This window comes from Anaerococcus obesiensis, from assembly GCF_016599815.1.
Classification (GTDB): domain Bacteria; phylum Bacillota; class Clostridia; order Tissierellales; family Peptoniphilaceae; genus Anaerococcus; species Anaerococcus vaginalis.
In genome coordinates, this window is sequence record NZ_CP067016.1 from 836,295 (window position 1) to 852,687 (window position 16,393).

General features: G+C 29.4%; 17 protein-coding genes. 15 read left to right on the forward strand and 2 right to left on the reverse strand.

What is annotated here, in order from left to right; genetic code table 11:
* The first annotated feature begins 1 nt into the window (after position 1).
* The 13 genes from I6H46_RS04140 (at position 2) to I6H46_RS04200 (ending at position 13,056) form a co-directional block, all read left to right on the forward strand.
* Complete coding sequence (locus tag I6H46_RS04140) at positions 2–874, forward strand: MetQ/NlpA family ABC transporter substrate-binding protein (protein ID WP_019118276.1); 873 nt, start codon at positions 2–4, stop codon at positions 872–874.
* Positions 875–890: 16 nt separating this feature from the next.
* Positions 891–1,736 (forward strand): MetQ/NlpA family ABC transporter substrate-binding protein, encoded by an 846-nt coding sequence (locus tag I6H46_RS04145; protein ID WP_200226197.1) that lies wholly within the window; start codon positions 891–893, stop codon positions 1,734–1,736.
* A gap of 121 nt (positions 1,737–1,857) precedes the next feature.
* Positions 1,858–2,361, forward strand: coding sequence for a GNAT family N-acetyltransferase (locus tag I6H46_RS04150; RefSeq protein WP_234287420.1), 504 nt, complete (start codon positions 1,858–1,860; stop codon positions 2,359–2,361).
* Complete coding sequence (locus I6H46_RS04155) at positions 2,358–4,946, forward strand: ATP-dependent DNA helicase (RefSeq protein WP_019118273.1); 2,589 nt, start codon at positions 2,358–2,360, stop codon at positions 4,944–4,946. Before I6H46_RS04150 ends, I6H46_RS04155 begins: the two co-directional genes overlap by 4 nt.
* Positions 4,947–4,986: 40 nt before the next feature.
* Positions 4,987–5,322, forward strand: coding sequence for a PadR family transcriptional regulator (locus I6H46_RS04160; protein ID WP_004838007.1), 336 nt, complete (start codon positions 4,987–4,989; stop codon positions 5,320–5,322).
* Positions 5,303–6,013 (forward strand): pseudouridine synthase, encoded by a 711-nt coding sequence (locus I6H46_RS04165; protein WP_019118272.1) that lies wholly within the window; start codon positions 5,303–5,305, stop codon positions 6,011–6,013. Before I6H46_RS04160 ends, I6H46_RS04165 begins: the two co-directional genes overlap by 20 nt.
* A 262-nt stretch (positions 6,014–6,275) precedes the next feature.
* Positions 6,276–6,848, forward strand: a complete 573-nt coding sequence (locus tag I6H46_RS04170; RefSeq protein ID WP_004838009.1) for a glycerol-3-phosphate responsive antiterminator — start codon at positions 6,276–6,278, stop codon at positions 6,846–6,848.
* Between the two features lie 11 nt (positions 6,849–6,859).
* Positions 6,860–8,365 (forward strand): glycerol kinase GlpK, encoded by a 1,506-nt coding sequence (glpK, locus tag I6H46_RS04175; RefSeq protein WP_019118271.1) that lies wholly within the window; start codon positions 6,860–6,862, stop codon positions 8,363–8,365.
* A 127-nt stretch (positions 8,366–8,492) separates the two neighbouring features.
* On the forward strand, positions 8,493–9,914 hold the full coding sequence (locus I6H46_RS04180) for an NAD(P)/FAD-dependent oxidoreductase (protein ID WP_019118270.1): 1,422 nt from the start codon (positions 8,493–8,495) through the stop codon (positions 9,912–9,914).
* A gap of 11 nt (positions 9,915–9,925) precedes the next feature.
* Positions 9,926–11,185, forward strand: a complete 1,260-nt coding sequence (locus tag I6H46_RS04185) for an NAD(P)/FAD-dependent oxidoreductase (protein WP_019118269.1) — start codon at positions 9,926–9,928, stop codon at positions 11,183–11,185.
* The gene (locus tag I6H46_RS04190; protein WP_019118268.1) at positions 11,182–11,541 is read left to right on the forward strand and encodes a DUF1667 domain-containing protein; all 360 of its coding nucleotides are present in this window, start codon (positions 11,182–11,184) and stop codon (positions 11,539–11,541) included. The genes I6H46_RS04185 and I6H46_RS04190 overlap by 4 nt, the downstream gene beginning before the upstream one ends.
* A gap of 111 nt (positions 11,542–11,652) precedes the next feature.
* Positions 11,653–12,054, forward strand: coding sequence for a helix-turn-helix domain-containing protein (locus I6H46_RS04195; RefSeq protein ID WP_200226199.1), 402 nt, complete (start codon positions 11,653–11,655; stop codon positions 12,052–12,054).
* Between the two features lie 213 nt (positions 12,055–12,267).
* Positions 12,268–13,056: an IS3 family transposase gene (locus tag I6H46_RS04200; protein WP_234287421.1), complete on the forward strand. Its 789-nt coding sequence runs from the start codon at positions 12,268–12,270 to the stop codon at positions 13,054–13,056.
* Between the two features lie 161 nt (positions 13,057–13,217).
* Here the strand turns inward: I6H46_RS04200 and I6H46_RS04205 are convergent, their stop codons facing one another.
* Both I6H46_RS04205 and I6H46_RS04210 read right to left on the reverse strand, forming a co-directional pair.
* Positions 13,218–13,643, reverse strand: a complete 426-nt coding sequence (locus tag I6H46_RS04205; RefSeq protein ID WP_200226201.1) for a DUF3021 family protein — start codon at positions 13,641–13,643, stop codon at positions 13,218–13,220.
* A 9-nt stretch (positions 13,644–13,652) separates the two neighbouring features.
* Entirely contained in the window at positions 13,653–14,093 is a 441-nt protein-coding gene (locus tag I6H46_RS04210) for a LytTR family DNA-binding domain-containing protein (protein ID WP_019118266.1), read from the reverse strand.
* A 338-nt stretch (positions 14,094–14,431) separates the two neighbouring features.
* On the opposite strand from I6H46_RS04210, the gene I6H46_RS04215 reads away from it, so the two are divergent.
* Both I6H46_RS04215 and I6H46_RS04220 read left to right on the forward strand, forming a co-directional pair.
* Positions 14,432–15,361, forward strand: coding sequence for an ABC transporter permease (locus I6H46_RS04215; protein WP_019118265.1), 930 nt, complete (start codon positions 14,432–14,434; stop codon positions 15,359–15,361).
* Between the two features lies 1 nt (position 15,362).
* Entirely contained in the window at positions 15,363–16,388 is a 1,026-nt protein-coding gene (locus tag I6H46_RS04220) for an ABC transporter permease (RefSeq protein ID WP_019118264.1), read from the forward strand.
* Positions 16,389–16,393 lie beyond the last annotated feature (5 nt).

Sequence of the window (16,393 nt, forward strand, 5' to 3'; positions counted from 1 at the left end):
GATGAAAAATTTAAAGAAAATTGCCCTAGGCTTGTCACTTGTACTAACTTTAACAGGATGTGGAAATAAAAAAGAAGATACAAATTCAAATAGTAATCCATCAAATCAAGCAAAAAGTGAAGACAGATTTGCCGATGCAAAAGAAATTAAAATAGGAGTTTGTGGCGAAAAAAATGAAGTTTTAGAAGATGTGGCAAAAAGATTTGAAAAAGATACGGGAAAGAAAATAAAAATCGTACCATTTTCAGATTATAACCAACCAAATGAAGCGTTAAATTCTGGAGATATTGATATAAATTCCTTCCAACACAAAAAATTCTTGGAAGATTATAATAAATCACACAAAACAGATATAGTTTCAGTTGGAGACACCTTGCTTGCACCAATGGGAATATATTCTAACAAGATAAAAAATGTAAAAGAAATAAAAGATGGGGATAAAATTGCAATTCCAAACGATCCAACAAATGGAGCAAGAGCACTTTTTCTTTTACAATCAGCAGGATTAATAGAAGTTGAAGGAAAAGAAGGAGATGCAATTACTATTGATAATATCAAGAAAAATCCAAAAAATTTGGAAATAATTGAACTTGATGCAAGCCAAACAGCAAGAAATCTTACAGAAGTTGCTGCATCAGTTATAAATTCTGGAATGGCAGTAGATGCTGGATTTATTCCGACACAAGATTCAATTTATTTAGAAGATAAAGACGATCCAGCAAAAGCAATTTATGTAAATATATTTGCAGCAAGAAAAGAAGATAAAGATTCAAAAACATTAGAAAATTTTGTAAAAAATTATTATCAAACAGAAGAAACTAAAAAATTAATAGAAAAAGAAACAAAGGGATCAGAAATCCCAGCTTGGAAATAAAAAAAGGAGATAAAAAATGAAAAAAATAGGAAAAATTGCTTTAGGACTTGCCCTACTCCTAGGACTTAGCTCATGTGGAAACAAGGAAGAAAAAAATACATCAAATTCAAACGAAAACGCAAAAGAAAAACAAAGCATAAAAATCGGTGTGGTTGGAGAATATAACGACGTATTAAATGAAGTTATAAAAAGATACGAAGAAAAAACGGGAAATGATGTAGAGCTTGTAGTTTTTACAGATTATAATCAACCAAATGAGGCTTTGGAATCTGGAAATATTGATTTAAATGCTTACCAACACAAAAAATTTCTAGAAGAATTTAACAAAGACCACAAGACAGAACTTGTTTCAATAGGAAATACAATGCTTGCACCGCTTGGGATTTATTCCAAAAAATATAAATCACTAGACGAAGTAAAAGAAAATGACGAAATAGTAATTCCGAATGATGCATCAAATGGAGCAAGAGCCTTGTTTTTATTACAAGATGCAGGCCTTATAAAAGTAAAAGGCGAAAAGGGAGATCCGGTAACAGTTGAAGATATTAAAGAAAATCCAAAAAAATTAAAAATCACAGAAGTTGACGCAGCACAAACAGCAAGAAATCTCGATTCAGCTGCTCTTGCAATAGTAAATGATACTTTTGCCCTAGATTCAAAAATTGCAACCGAATATCCAGCTTTAAAATTTGAGGAATCAAAAGCAGATGACACTAATCCATACGTAAATGTATTTGCAGCCAAAAAAGAAAGAAAAGACGATAAAGTTTTAAATGATTTTGTAGAAAATTATTACCAAACAGACCAAACCAAAAAAGACTACGAAAAATTAACAGGAGGAGCATGGATTCCTGCTTGGTAAAAATTAAATAAGACCACCTTAAATATATATAGGCTATGAGTTTTGCTCATAGCTTTTTATTTTCAAAACCAAAAGAAATTTTGAAAATTTAATAAAAAAATTTTTAATGTATAATGATTGTATGAGAATAGCAGAAATTAAAGATTTAGATGAAATAATGGTAATAATAAATGATGGGAAAAAAGCTTTGAAAAAAGATGGAGTTGACCAATGGCAAAATGGACTTCCTGATAGAAAGGGGATTTTGGAAAATATTTTGACGGGAGAAAGTTTTGTTTATGAGGAAAATGGAGAAATTTTATCTTTTGCTTTTTTAAAAAAATCTTACGAAGAAGATTACAAAAACATTGAAAATGATTTTAAAAATCATGGACCATTTTTTACTATTCACAGATTGAGTGTGAAGGAAAGTGCAAAAGGCAAGGGTCTTGCTAATAGATTTTTTGAAGAAATTATTTCTTATGGAAAAAATTCAAAAATGGAGTCGATTAGGATTGACACTCATCCTGATAATTATAAAATGCAAAGTTTAATTAAAAAATTTTCTTTTGAAAAAATTGGAATTTGTACTGTTGATGACAAAATTAAAAGGTCTAAAAGATTTGTGTATGAGTTGATTTTATGATAAATGAAAAACAAAAATTGATTGTGGAAGATGCAAAATATCCTTGTGCAGTTTTGGCAGGGCCTGGTACGGGAAAAACTTTCACAATTGTTCAAAAAATTATTTCTTTAATAAAAAATGACGGAATTAGTCCTAACAAAATCCTTGTAACTACTTTTACAAAAAAAGCAGCGAATGAGCTTATTGAAAGGGTGGAGTCAGGTCTTAAAAAAGAGAAAATTTTTGCTGATACTTCAAATATGTTGATTGGAAATTTCCATTCCCTTGCTCTTTCTTTTTTGAAAGAATATAAATCCTTTACGAATAAAATTTTTGATCCTTTGGTTATCGACTCTCATATTGAAGGATATTTGATTGAAAAAAATATGGATATTTTTGAAAATCTTCCAAATTTTTCAAAATTTATTTCTTATAATGAGGTCGGACAAATTCAGGGGATTTTTGCGAATATTACCAATAATTTGGTCGACTTGGATGAACTTCGTAATTCTAATAATCCTCGTGATATTCTAGCTTTGGAAATTTATTTGGCATGGGCAAATTTTCTAGATGAAAATGACCTTATAAATTATCAATTGATTTTAAAAAAATTTTATGATCTTTTAAAAGATCCTTTTTATGGAAAAAAAATTAGGGATAGGATTGATTTTGTAATAATTGATGAGTACCAAGACACAAATACTATTCAAGAAGAAATTTCTTTTAGCCTTTGTAAGGGCAAAAACCTTATGGTTTTTGGAGATGATGATCAGGCTCTTTATTCATTTAGGGGAGCAAGTCCTAAAAATTTGAGAGATTTTGATAAAACTTGCAAGATGAAGATGAAAAGAAAGGCTAATTTTTATCATATTGATATTAATTACAGGTCTAATCAGGAAATAATTGACAAATCCAGACAATTTCTTGTAAATTCTAATGCTTTTGACCTTGAAAAAATAAAAAATCTTAAGGCTAATGATGGCGAAAAAAATGAAAATTCTGTTGTAAGGGCTAGGGCAAATGAATATGAAAATATTGAATATATAGTAAAATTTTTGAACAAAAAAATAAATTTGAATCAAATAGCATTTTTGTTTCCGTCTTTAAATAGTGATTATCCAAAATCTTTGCAAACTTATTTTGAAAATCACGGAATAAATGTTTTAAATAAATCATCGAAATTGTTTTTCAAAAGAAGAGAAATTAGACTTTGCCTTTATGTTCTTATTTCAATTTTTTCAAAAAAACCAAAAAAACTTACTGGTTCAAATCCAGATAAGTACAAATGGACTCAAGAAACGAATTTCAAAAAATATATTGTTAGCATTTTCGATGATAAAGAATTTACAAAAAATGAAGAATTAAATGCCTATATAAAGGAAGAAAAATTAATTATTGAAGAAAATAAATCCTACACGGATATTTTATACAAAGCTTTTGGACTTGAAATTTTTAGGGAGATTTTGGATAAAAAAATTGACAAATTAAATTCAATAAGAGAGCTTTCAAATATTGGGAAATTTACATCAATTTTATCAGATTTTACAAATCTTTGTGGCTATGATATAAATTATTACAAAAAATCAGTGGATTTAATTTATGGATATATTTTTTATCTTTTCAAAAATTCAGCCGTAAGCGAATTTGAAAATTTTGATGCTCCAAAAAATTCTGTAATATTTTCTACAATTCATCAAGCAAAAGGACTTGAGTATGATGTGGTATTTGTATCAAGTTTAAATGATAATCCAAGAAAAGATATGCGCGCATTTAGTCCAAAACTAGAGGCTGCAAAAGAAAGTGATTTTTTAAAAAATTATTATAGGAAGTATTATACAGCCTTTACCAGAGCAAAAAATCTTTTGGTTTTATTGGATAATTCCAAAAATTCCTACATTAAAAATTTTGCCTTTTCATTAAATTCGTCTTCAATATTAAAAACCATAGATTTTAAATTCAAAGAAGATATTGTAAAAAAAGAAATTTTGGCATATACAACGGATATTTCAATTTACAAATCTTGTCCATTAAAATATAAATTTATAAGAGTTTTGGATTTTAAAAAAGAAAAATCAAAATCTTTGGAATTTGGTTCAAAAGTTCACTCTCTTGCCGAATATCTTACAAATTTAAAAAAAGAAAATCTTTCTTACCATGCAATAAATGACTTTATAAAGGAAAACAAAGAATTTCAAAAACCAATTGAAAATTTTGTAAATAGAAATTTTCCGATAAAACATTCGGAAATGAATATAAAACTTGATAGATTTTCCTATATTTTGCAAGGAAATATTGATATAATCCTTGAAGATGGAACAATTATCGATATAAAAACTGGAAAGGCAGATGAAAATAATTTAATTTCCTACAAAAACCAACTACTTACTTACTACAATTTGTTAGTTTATAATAATAAAAAAGTAAACAAGATGATCTTATATTTTATTGAAGAAGACAAACTTATAGAAGTAGAAAAATCGGATTTTGATATGAAAAATATAGACGAAATAGGAAAAAATATAGTAGAAAAAAATATTGAAATAAAAACTCAAGATAAGAAACAATGCAAATTTTGTCCTATGGCATATTTTTGCAAAAGAACTTGATTAAGTCCTACTAAAGAATACAATTTTTTAAGGTGATAAAATGAAATCTCAAATGTTAAAAGGAGTTATCGAAGGGGTAATTCTAAAAATAATCAAAGACAAAGAAACTTATGGATATGAGATTGTAGAAACCCTAAGACTTAACGGTTTTTATAATATGACCGAATCTACAGTCTATCCTATTTTGCAAAGATTATCGAAAAAAGGTCTTATATTTTCTTCAAAAGAAAAATCAAAAGTTGGACCAAAAAGAAAATATTATTATATAACAGCAAAAGGCGAAGAATATTTATTAGGATTTATAGAAGATTTCCTAGAATTAGAAGAAAATGTAAGAAATATTTTAGGAGTTAAAAATGATAATGAGAGTAGATAAAATGATTGGAAACGCCAATCTTGATACTAGAAAAAATATAAAGAAAAATGCAAAAAAAGGCGGGCTTGTAATAAACGGAGAAATTATAAAAGATTCATCAGTAAAAGTTGATCCAAATATTGACGAAGTAATCTATATGGGAGAGCTTGTAGATTATTTTGAAAATATTTATATAATGATGAACAAAAGAGAAGGATTAATTTGCCAATCAAACGAACTTGATGGAACTGTAATGAGTGACTTGGATGAATTTTATTTAAATTTAGATTTGGCAATAGCGGGTCGTCTTGATAAAGATACAACAGGACTTTTGTTAATGTCAACCGATGGAAAATTTATCCACAGAGTAATAAGTCCAAATTCAAATATTTGGAAAAAATACGAAGTAGAAACATCAAAAAAAATCGAACCTGCCCTAGTAGAAATTTTTAAAGAAGGCGTATATATAAAAGAAGATGATTATTATGCAAGAAGTGCAAAGCTTGAAATAATTGAAGATAAAAAAGCCTACGTTTACGTAACAGAAGGAAAATTTCATTTAGTAAAAAGATTATTTTCAAATAACGATAACGAAGTAGTAAAATTAAAAAGACTTGCAATAGGAAAATTGCAATTAGATAAGACCTTAAATCCAGGAGATTACAGAGAACTTACACAAGAAGAAAAAGAATTATTTACAAAAGAACAATAAAGATGGATTATTTCCATCTTTTTTATTTGAAAAATTTAAAATTTAAAATGATTTCAAGATTTTATTTTAAAAAATAATAATTAAAAAATAAAAAAATCTTTGAATTTACAATGATAAGAGAAAAATTTAAAAAAATAAAAAATATTAGATGAAATTGTTTGCATTTATAAATTTTATGTGCTACAATGAGGGTGTAATAAATATATTTGGAGAAGCGAGCACTTATTTTTTATAAGGCTCGCTTTGTGTATTTGGAGGAAAAATGATTGATATAGTGGATTTGCTTTTTGATAATCCTTGTATTATGGCAATAAAAGATAATACGGATTTGAAAGAATGTATTAAAGATGATTACAAGAATAATAAAATAGTTTTTGTTCTTTATGGAAATATTGAAAATATAACCAATATTGTTGAAAAATTAAAAGACCATGATAAGATTGTTTTTGTTCATGAAGACCTTATTGAGGGACTTTCTTCATCATCTCTATCTTCATCATTTATCAAAAAATACACAAATGCCGATGGAATTATTACAACAAGAAGTCAAAATGCGGCTTATGCAAGAAGAATAGGACTTTTATCCATACTAAGATTTTTTGTACTTGATTCCTTGTCCTATAAAAATGTAAAAGAAACTTTAAAAAAAGCAAATTGTGATCTTGTTGAAATACTTCCTGGTATTATGCCAAAAATACTAGATGATATAGAAAAAAGAACATCTATCCCAATTATTGCTGGAGGGCTTATTAGAGATAAAAAAGATGTTTTTGATGCCCTAAATTCAAAGGCGATTGCTGTATCATCATCAAATTATAATGTTTGGAAAATGTAAAAGGAGTTTGTATGACAAAGTATATTATGGCGTTGGATGCTGGAACCACAAGTAACAGAGCAATTATTTTTAACAAAAAAGGCGAAATAATGTCTGTTGCTCAAAAAGAATTTACTCAATTTTTCCCACACCCTGGTTGGGTTGAACATGATGCTACAGAAATTTGGTCTACTCAACTTGGAGTTTGTACTGAAGCGATTGCAAAATTAGGAATTGAATCAAAAGATATTGAAGCTATAGGAATTACAAACCAAAGAGAAACAACAATAGTTTGGGAAAAAGCTACGGGCAAACCAGTTTATAATGCAATCGTTTGGCAATGTAGAAGAACAGCTGATATGGCTGACAAATTAGTAGAAGATGGTTACAGAGAAACAATTCAAAATAAAACCGGACTTGTAGTTGATCCATATTTTTCAGCAACAAAAATTAGATGGATTTTAGACCATATCGAAAATGGACAAGAAAGAGCAGAAAACGGAGAGCTTTTATTTGGTACTGTTGATACATGGTTAATTTATAATTTAACTCGTGGAAAAGTTCACGTAACAGATTATACAAATGCTTCAAGAACTATGATATTTAATATTCATACTCTTGAATGGGATGATGAACTTCTAGAGATTTTAAATATTCCAAAATGTATGCTCCCAGAAGTTAAACCATCAAGCTATGTTTATGGAAATACTTTTGCTGGATATTTTGATGGCGAAATTCCTATAGCAGGAATCGCAGGTGACCAACAAGCAGCTTTGTTTGGACAAACATGCTTTAACAAAGGGGATGCAAAAAATACTTATGGAACAGGTGCATTCTTACTTATGAATACTGGAGAAGAAGCTGTAAAATCTGATAACGGACTTGTAACAACAATTGCTTGGGGACTTGAAGAAGGAAAAGTAAATTATGCTCTTGAAGGTTCAATCTTTGTTGCAGGTTCTGCAATTCAATGGTTAAGAGATCAATTAAGAATTGTTGATGCAGCTGATGATACAGAATATATGGCTACAAAAGTTGATGATACAAATGGTTGTTATGTAGTTCCAGCTTTCACAGGACTTGGTGCTCCATATTGGGATGCTTATGCAAGAGGAGCAATCGTAGGAATTACAAGAGGAACTAGCAAATACCATATTGTAAGAGCAACTCTTGAGTCCCTTGCATATTTAACAAATGATGTTCTAACAGCTATGGCAAAAGATTCTGGTGCGCCACTTAAAGAATTAAAAGTTGATGGTGGAGCAAGTGCAAATAATTTCTTAATGCAATTCCAATCTGATATGATTCAAACAAAAGTTGAAAGACCAGAAACTCTTGAAACAACAGCTCTAGGTGCTTGCTACTTGGCAGGACTTGCTGTAGGATTCTATCAAGATCTTGAAGAAATTAAAGAAAACAGACTTGTTGATAGAGAATTTACACCAGAAATTTCTGTTGAAGAAAGAGATAAAAAAGATAGAAACTGGCAAAGAGCTATGCAAAGAGCCTTTGGTTGGGCAAATCATTACGAAGAATAATTTTACAAAGATTATATAATGTAATATAATAAAATTAACAATAAAATAAGACGATGAGAAAGCGAGTTAAAGTAGGCCCTACTTTAACTTGCTTTTTTTCATTTAAATTTATTTGAAAGGAAGAAATATGTTTGATGCAATAATTATAGGAGCAGGAGTAACGGGTACTTCTATTGCCTACCAACTATCAAAGAAAAAAGGAAAATTTCTAGTTTTAGAAAAAAATGAAGATGTATGCACAGAAACCTCAAAAGCAAATTCAGCAATTTGCCATGGTGGTTATGATGCAGAGCCTGGAACAATGAAGGCAAAAATGAATGTAAGAGGAAATCACATGATGGAAGATGAAGCCAAAAAATTATCTTTCCCTTACAAAAAAATTGGAACTTTTGTTCTTTGTCACAGCGAAGAAGATATGCCAAAATTGCAAGCTCTTTATGATCAAGGAATTGAAAATGGCGTTTCTGGAATGGAAATTTTAAACAGAGAAGAAGTTTTAAAAATGGAGCCAAATATAACAGATGATGTTGTGGCTGCTTTGTATGCAAAAGAGGCAGGAATTGTTGATCCATTTTTGATGAACATTGCCTTTGCAGAAGTTTCTAATATTAATGGAGTTTCCTATAAATTTTACGAAAAAGTTATAAAAACTGAAAAGAAAGACGGATATTGGGAAGTTTCTACTGAAAATAATACATATCAAACTAAGGCAGTTATAAATGCTGCTGGAGTATATTCAGATGAAATCCACAATGCTGTTTCAGATGAAAAATTTGAAATAAAAGCAAGACGTGGAGAATATTTACTTTTGGATAAGGATACAAAAGGCTTTGTAAATCACGTTATGTTTAATCTTCCTACTGAAAAAGGTAAGGGAATTTTGGTATCTCCAACAATCGATAACAACACTCTTGTAGGACCAACTTCAGATTTTATTGATGATAAACATGATAGACGTTCAACAAGAGAACACATTGAAGAAGTTATAGAAAAATCAAATCACACTGTAAAAAATGTTCCTGTAAGAATGGTTATAACATCTTTTTCTGGAAACAGAGCTCATGAAGTAGGTGGAGATTTTATTTTAAAAGAAAGTCTTGATGGATTTTTTGACTGTGTAGGAATTGAATCCCCTGGTCTTACATCAGCTCCAGCTATTGGGGAATATATGGCAAATCTTGTAAGCGAAAAATTAAATCTAGAAGAAAATAAAGATTTTACTTATGATAGAAAACCTACTCCAAAAACTAGCGAATTAAGTCTTGAAGAACACGACGAATTAATCAAAAAAGACAAGAGATATGGAAAAATCATTTGTAGGTGTGAATCTATAACAGAAGGTGAAATTGTAGATGCAATCAATCGTCCTCTTGGGGCAAGAACTGTTGATGGAATCAAAAGAAGGGTAAGAGCTACAGCAGGAAGATGCCAAGGAGGATTCTGTTTGCCAAGAGTTATGGAAATACTTGCAAGAGAATTGGGCGAAGACTATGACGATGTAGTAAAAAATGGAAAAGATTCTTACTACATAAAAGGACATGTAAAGTAAGGAGCATTTAAATGAAAAATTATGATTTAGTAATAATAGGTGGAGGTCCTGCAGGACTTGGAGCTGCTGCTCGTGCCTATGATGAAGGAATTGAAAATATACTTATAGTTGAAAGAGATGAAATGCTTGGTGGGATTTTAAACCAATGTATCCACAATGGTTTTGGTTTACACAGATTTAATGAAGAACTTACAGGTCCAGAATATGCTCAAAGATTTATTGATGAAGTTGAAAAAAGAAATATTGATGTTTTATTAAATACAATTGTAATAGATTTTGCAAATGATAAAACTATAACTTTGATGAATGAAGAAAATGGAATGTTTACTTTAAAACCAAAGGCAGTTATTCTTGCTATGGGTTGTAGGGAAAGACCAAGAGGAGCGTTAAATATTCCAGGAAGTAGACCGGCAGGAGTATTTTCAGCAGGAACAGCCCAAAGAATGATAAATCTTGAAGGCTATATGCCAGGAAAAAAAGTAGTTATTTTGGGTTCTGGTGATATTGGTTTAATTATGGCAAGAAGAATGACCTTAGAAGGAGCAGATGTTCAATGTGTTGCTGAAATTATGCCTTTTTCTGGAGGATTAAAAAGAAATATTGTTCAATGTTTAGACGATTTTGATATTCCACTTTATTTTAATACAACAATTTCATCAATCGAAGGAGATGAAAGAGTTACAGGTTGTACCCTTTCACAAGTAGATGAAAATATGAAAGTAATTCCTGGAACAGAAAAACACTTTGACTGCGATACAATTTTACTTTCAGTAGGACTTTTGCCAGAAAACGAACTTACCAAAGAAGCAAAAATTGAAATTGATCCAAAAACTAAGGGAGCAGTAGTCTCAGACAGGTTAATGACAAATGTTGATGGAGTATTTGCAGCAGGAAATGTTCTTCATGTTCACGATTTGGTAGATTATGTAACAGAAGAAAGTGAACTTGCAGCCAAAAACGCAGCAGATTATATTAAAGATAATTTCCAAAAATCTCAAAAAGAGCCAATATATTTAAAGGCAGGAGATGGAATTTCTTATACACTTCCACAATATATAAATCCAGATACCATGCAAGATGAAGCTATAATTAGGTTTAGGGTAAACAATGTTTATCAAAATAGAATTTTAAAAATGTTTGTCGACGGCAAAGAAGTAACAAAGAAAAGAAAATTAGTTTATGCTCCAGGAGAGATGGAAAATTTAATTTTAAAGAAAAAAGATATAGATGAAAATGCAAAAGAAATAGAAATTAAATTGGAGGAAATATGAAAAAGGATTTAACTTGTATAAATTGTCCTCTAGGCTGCCTTGTGACAGTAACAATGGATGAAGAAGGAAATATAAGCGATATTACAGGAAATACCTGTAAAAGAGGGGAAGTTTACGCTAGAAACGAAGTAAAAAATCCAGTAAGAGTTGTTACATCAACTGTAAAACTTGATGGTGGAAAAGAATATTCAGTTTCAGTAAAAACTGCCGATGCAATTCCAAAAAATAAAATGAAAGAAGCTATGGTAGAAATAAATAAGGCAAGTATCAAAGCTCCGGTCCATGTTGGAGATATTGTTATAGAAAATATAGCAGATACAGGAATTTCCTTAATAGCTACAGCAAATAGAAAATAAAATTAAATTAAAATTGCATTAACTAAGAAAAAGTGATGAGCATAAAAAAATTTTTGAACTGACCCCCAAAAGTTAGACCAAAAAACTAACTAAAGGAGGTCAGTTTTTTTAATGGCAAAATATAGCAAAGAATTCAAAACAAAAATAGTAAATGAATATTTAAAAGGAAATATAAGCTTTAAAAAATTAGCTGAAAAATATAAACTTTCTCATCAAGAAATAGTAAAAAGATGGGTAAATGCATACAAGTCGCAAGGCAATGAAGGACTAAAAGTAAAGAGAAAAAATACACAATACACTTTGGAATTCAAGTTAAATGTAGTAAACTTGTACTTAACAGGAGAAATGTCCTATCAAAGCCTAGCAAATGAATTAAAGATAAACAACCCATCAATAATAGCAAGATGGGTAATAGACTTTAGAGAAAAAGGCATAGAAGGACTGAAATCTAAAAAGAGAGGAAGACCTTCAAAAATGCCAAAATCCCAAAATAAATCAAAAGCCACAAAATAGAATCATCAGCAAACATAACTAATATAGAAAACGAATCATTAACACAAGCACAATTAAAAGAAAAAATAAAGAAATTAGAAGAAAAAAACTATTGGCTTAAATTAGAAAATGATGCAATAAAAAAAAGATAGAATTGTCTCAAATGACAGAAGCAGAAATAAGACAATTACTGAAACAATCAAGCTCTTAAGAAACAAATACAAACTAAAAGACTTGTTAAAATACTTTAATATTTCAAAATCAACATACATGTATTGGCAAAAACACTTAAATAGACCGAATAAAGATATAGAAATAGAAAAGAAAATACTTAAGATAAGAAAAGACAATCCAAACTATGGCTACAGAAGAATAACAGCCATGTTAAAAAGATTAGGACTAACAACAAATAAAAAGAAAGTACAAAGGCTGATACAAAAGTTAAAACTACAAGTAAAAAGTTATTCAAGAAAATCTAGAAAATACTCATCCTACAAAGGGACTATTGGAAAAATAGCTGATAATAAAATAAAGAGAAACTTTAAAGTAGAAAAACCATACACACAAATAACAACAGACACAACAGAATTTAAGTATTTAGAAAAAGATAAATCAGGAACCTATCAAATAAAGAAACTCTATTTAAACCCATACCTAGATATGTACAACAGTGAAATACTAAGCTATGAAATATCAAAACACCCAACAATAGAACCAATCATAAAAGCCTTAGATAAAGCTATAGAAATAACTAACAAAGCAAAAGAAGAAAGAATATTCCACTCAGATCAAGGCTGGGCATACCAAGTAAAACAATACACATCAAAACTAGAATCAAATAGTATAATCCAATCCATGTCCAGAAAAGGCAACTGCTTAGATAACTCGCCAATGGAAAACTTCTTTGGAATATTAAAACAAGAAATATATTACGGAAATAAATTCTATTCATATGAGCACTTAAAACAAACAATCGAAGCTTTCATAAAATATTATAACGAAGAAAGAATAAAAGAAAATTAGGATACTTATCGCCAGTAGAATATAGAAAGAAGAATGCAGCATGAAAATTTCCTACCCCTAGGGGTAGGAAAGGAAAAAGAAATACCAGAGCTAGTTTAGTCCTAACTCTGGTATTAGGTCCAACTTTATGGGGTCACCTTATTTAGCTCATCACTTTTCTTTTACTTAAATTTTTTATTTAATTTTTCTATATCAGCCTTTATTGAAAAATATATTAATGTCCAAATAATCAAGTAAATAATGATAAAAAATATTAAAGAAATAAGCGCTGTTTTTATATCAGGTAGCCATTTTAGATAAAATCCTACTATTATAAAATATATGGCTAAAACTGAAAAATGTAAAAGACTTGCCTTTAACAAATTATCTTCTCTTATTATCTTATCTCCGATAAAAGATACTATTCCAAAACCACCGTATAAGATTATCTCAATAATTCTTGCTTTTAAAAGAGAGTCTTGTCCATTTAAAAATTCTGGAACTCCCAAAGTGATTTCTCCTATAGCAAGGGAGATAAATATTTCTATGATACTTCCAATTCCAACTCCTATCAAAAATGATTTTAATAAATTTTTTAAATCTTCCATAATTTCCTCCTAAAATCCTAAGGCTTTTTTAAATTCTTTTAAATATCTTCTAGAAACATAGGAAATGCTTCCATTTTTAAATTCCACTGCTATTGTTCCTTTAAAAGAAAGGTCTAGTTTTTTTACATAATCAAGATTTATAATTTCATATCTTGATATTTTTATAAATTTATTTTTGTTTAGCCTTTCATAAAGTTCATAAAGTCTGATTCTAGATTTATACTCACCGTTTTTGCTTTCAATAAATACATTTTTATCCTTAGTTATGCACCTAATAATTTCTTCATATTCCAAAAGATAAATTTCATCATCTTTAAAAACAACAAGTTTATCAATATTGGTAGTTTCAAGACTTCTTTTTATATTTTCAATATCTTCGTTATATGAAGGAGCATAAATTTTTACAAGACTTTCATCTAAACTTTCATCAATTATTAATTCGACTTTCATTAAATCCTCCCTGTGTTTATATAATACATAAAAATTTTTGCCTTGACTACAATATTTGGATAAGCGGTCATTAAATTTATATAAGCGGTTTTTATCGAAAAATTTGAAGAAAATAAGTGTAGAATAAATAAATATTAAAATAATATTTAGAACCTAGTTTTTATAAGAAAAAAATTAAAATAAATTAATTTTTTTGGAAAAATATTTCAACTTTTCGTTTTTTGAAATCGGCGAAAAGTATTGATAAATCTTAATTTATAACGTTATCACATTAATAATTTACTGTGCTTGCAATTTATCTTGATAAAGTATATAATTAGATAAAACAAGGAGGAAATATGATTAAGTACATAATAAAGAGAATTTTACAAGCGATAGCAGTTTTGCTTTTGGTAACTTGTATTACTTTTTTTCTCATGAAGCTCGTGCCTGGTTCACCTTTTGCAAGTGAAAAATCTCAATCGCCTGAGGTGCTAGAGGCTTTAAATAAAAAATATGGATTAGACCAACCTTATTCTGTGCAACTAAAAAGATTTATTGTAAATGCTCTTCACGGAGAATTTGGCGTATCTTTAAAAATGCAAAAAAACAGACCAGTTATCGATATTATAAAAGAAATGCTTCCAACAAGTGTAAAACTTGGACTTATCGCACTTTTGTGGGCGACTTTGGTGGGAGTTCCTTTAGGTGCTCTCGCAGCTTATCACAGAGGCGAAAAGTTGGATTCATTTTTGAGGGTTTTGACAACCATAGGAATTTCCGCTCCTGGCTTTGTAGTAGCAACTCTCCTACTTTTATTTTTTGGTGTAAAATTAAAAATTTTTCCAACAATGGGACTTAACACTGTTGGCTCTTATTTTATGCCATGTTTTTCTTTAGGATTTTATCCTATGTGCTACATAGCAAGGTTGTCAAGATCATCAATGCTTGATGCAATTGGTCAAGATTACATTAGAACTGCAAGAGCAAAGGGAGTTTCTGAAGGAAAAATTTTATTTAAACACGCCCTAAAAAATGCTTTTATTCCAGTTTTAACTTATCTTGGACCACTTACTGCTGGAATTATTACAGGATCTATGGTAGTTGAATCAGTTTTTTCTGTTCAAGGACTTGGTAGATATTTTATTAACTCAGTTTTAAATAGAGATTATCCAATAATAATGGCGACAACACTTTTTTTTGCCTTTATGGTAATTGTTATGAATATGGTTGTTGATATTTTATACAGATTTATAGATCCAAGAATAGACTTAACTAAAGGAGATTAGTATGGAAGATTTATTTAGTTTAAATTCAAAATTAAAATTAGAGGAATATGAATTTTCATCTGATGATTTTGAGCTTGCATCTGAAAGCTCAAAAGAAAATTTCATGACAAAAACTCCTCCAACTTCCTATCTTCAAGATGCCTTACGAAGGCTAAAAGAAAATAAAGTAGCTATGGTTTCTATTGGATTTTTGATAATTGTTTGTATCTTTGCTTTTATCGGACCATTTTTGGTAAAAGGAGATTACACAACTCAATACAGAGGCGATGAAAATTTATTTCCTTGTCTTAGGTATCCTTTTGGAACTGATAAATTAGGAAGAGATTTGATGGTTCGTACAATGTATGGAACTAGAGTTTCACTTATAGTTGGAATTTTTGCATCATTTATTGTTTTGATAATAGGAACAATTTATGGAGCAATTTCAGGATATTTTGGTGGAAAAGTAGATGCTATAATGATGAGAATTTTGGATTTGATTTATTCAATTCCAGATGTACTTGTAGTAATTTTACTATCAATTGGTATATCACAACCTATGAAATCTTTTGTAAATTCCTCATCATCAGAATTTGCAAAAAAAATTGGTGTCCTAGGACCTGCTCTTATTTCAATATTTATTGCCTTTGGTCTACTTTATTGGGTAGGAATGGCAAGAATTATAAGAGGACAAGTTTTAATGCTAAAAAAACAAGAATTTGTTACAGCAGTTGAAGCTTTGGGTGGTTCTAAAAAAAGAATAATTAGAAGACACTTATTTCCAAATTGTATTGGACAAGTAATAGTTATGACTGCCATGCAAATTCCATCAGCAATATTTCTAGAATCATTTTTATCATTTTTAGGAATAGGAGTTTCAGCACCTATGACATCCCTTGGTGCTTTGGCAGCAGACGCTCTTGGAGGAATTTATTCCTACGCTTATAGATTAATAATTCCTTCTTTACTATTAAGTTTGATGATTTTATCATTGAATTTATTTGCAGACGGACTAAGAGATGCCTTAGATCCAAGGTTGAAAAAATAGGTGGC

Bases quoted from the DNA above. Each gene is read 5' to 3' on its own strand.
- I6H46_RS04140 (WP_019118276.1), top strand. From the start codon at position 2: ATGAAAAATTTAAAGAAAATTGCCCTAGGCTTGTCACTTGTACTAACT.
- I6H46_RS04145 (WP_200226197.1), top strand. From the start codon at position 891: ATGAAAAAAATAGGAAAAATTGCTTTAGGACTTGCCCTACTCCTAGGA.
- I6H46_RS04150 (WP_234287420.1), top strand. From the start codon at position 1,858: ATGAGAATAGCAGAAATTAAAGATTTAGATGAAATAATGGTAATAATA.
- I6H46_RS04155 (WP_019118273.1), top strand. From the start codon at position 2,358: ATGATAAATGAAAAACAAAAATTGATTGTGGAAGATGCAAAATATCCT.
- I6H46_RS04160 (WP_004838007.1), top strand. From the start codon at position 4,987: ATGAAATCTCAAATGTTAAAAGGAGTTATCGAAGGGGTAATTCTAAAA.
- I6H46_RS04165 (WP_019118272.1), top strand. From the start codon at position 5,303: ATGATAATGAGAGTAGATAAAATGATTGGAAACGCCAATCTTGATACT.
- I6H46_RS04170 (WP_004838009.1), top strand. From the start codon at position 6,276: ATGATTGATATAGTGGATTTGCTTTTTGATAATCCTTGTATTATGGCA.
- glpK (WP_019118271.1), top strand. From the start codon at position 6,860: ATGACAAAGTATATTATGGCGTTGGATGCTGGAACCACAAGTAACAGA.
- I6H46_RS04180 (WP_019118270.1), top strand. From the start codon at position 8,493: ATGTTTGATGCAATAATTATAGGAGCAGGAGTAACGGGTACTTCTATT.
- I6H46_RS04185 (WP_019118269.1), top strand. From the start codon at position 9,926: ATGAAAAATTATGATTTAGTAATAATAGGTGGAGGTCCTGCAGGACTT.
- I6H46_RS04190 (WP_019118268.1), top strand. From the start codon at position 11,182: ATGAAAAAGGATTTAACTTGTATAAATTGTCCTCTAGGCTGCCTTGTG.
- I6H46_RS04195 (WP_200226199.1), top strand. From the start codon at position 11,653: ATGGCAAAATATAGCAAAGAATTCAAAACAAAAATAGTAAATGAATAT.
- I6H46_RS04205 (WP_200226201.1), bottom strand. From the start codon at position 13,643: ATGGAAGATTTAAAAAATTTATTAAAATCATTTTTGATAGGAGTTGGA.
- I6H46_RS04210 (WP_019118266.1), bottom strand. From the start codon at position 14,093: ATGAAAGTCGAATTAATAATTGATGAAAGTTTAGATGAAAGTCTTGTA.
- I6H46_RS04215 (WP_019118265.1), top strand. From the start codon at position 14,432: ATGATTAAGTACATAATAAAGAGAATTTTACAAGCGATAGCAGTTTTG.
- I6H46_RS04220 (WP_019118264.1), top strand. From the start codon at position 15,363: ATGGAAGATTTATTTAGTTTAAATTCAAAATTAAAATTAGAGGAATAT.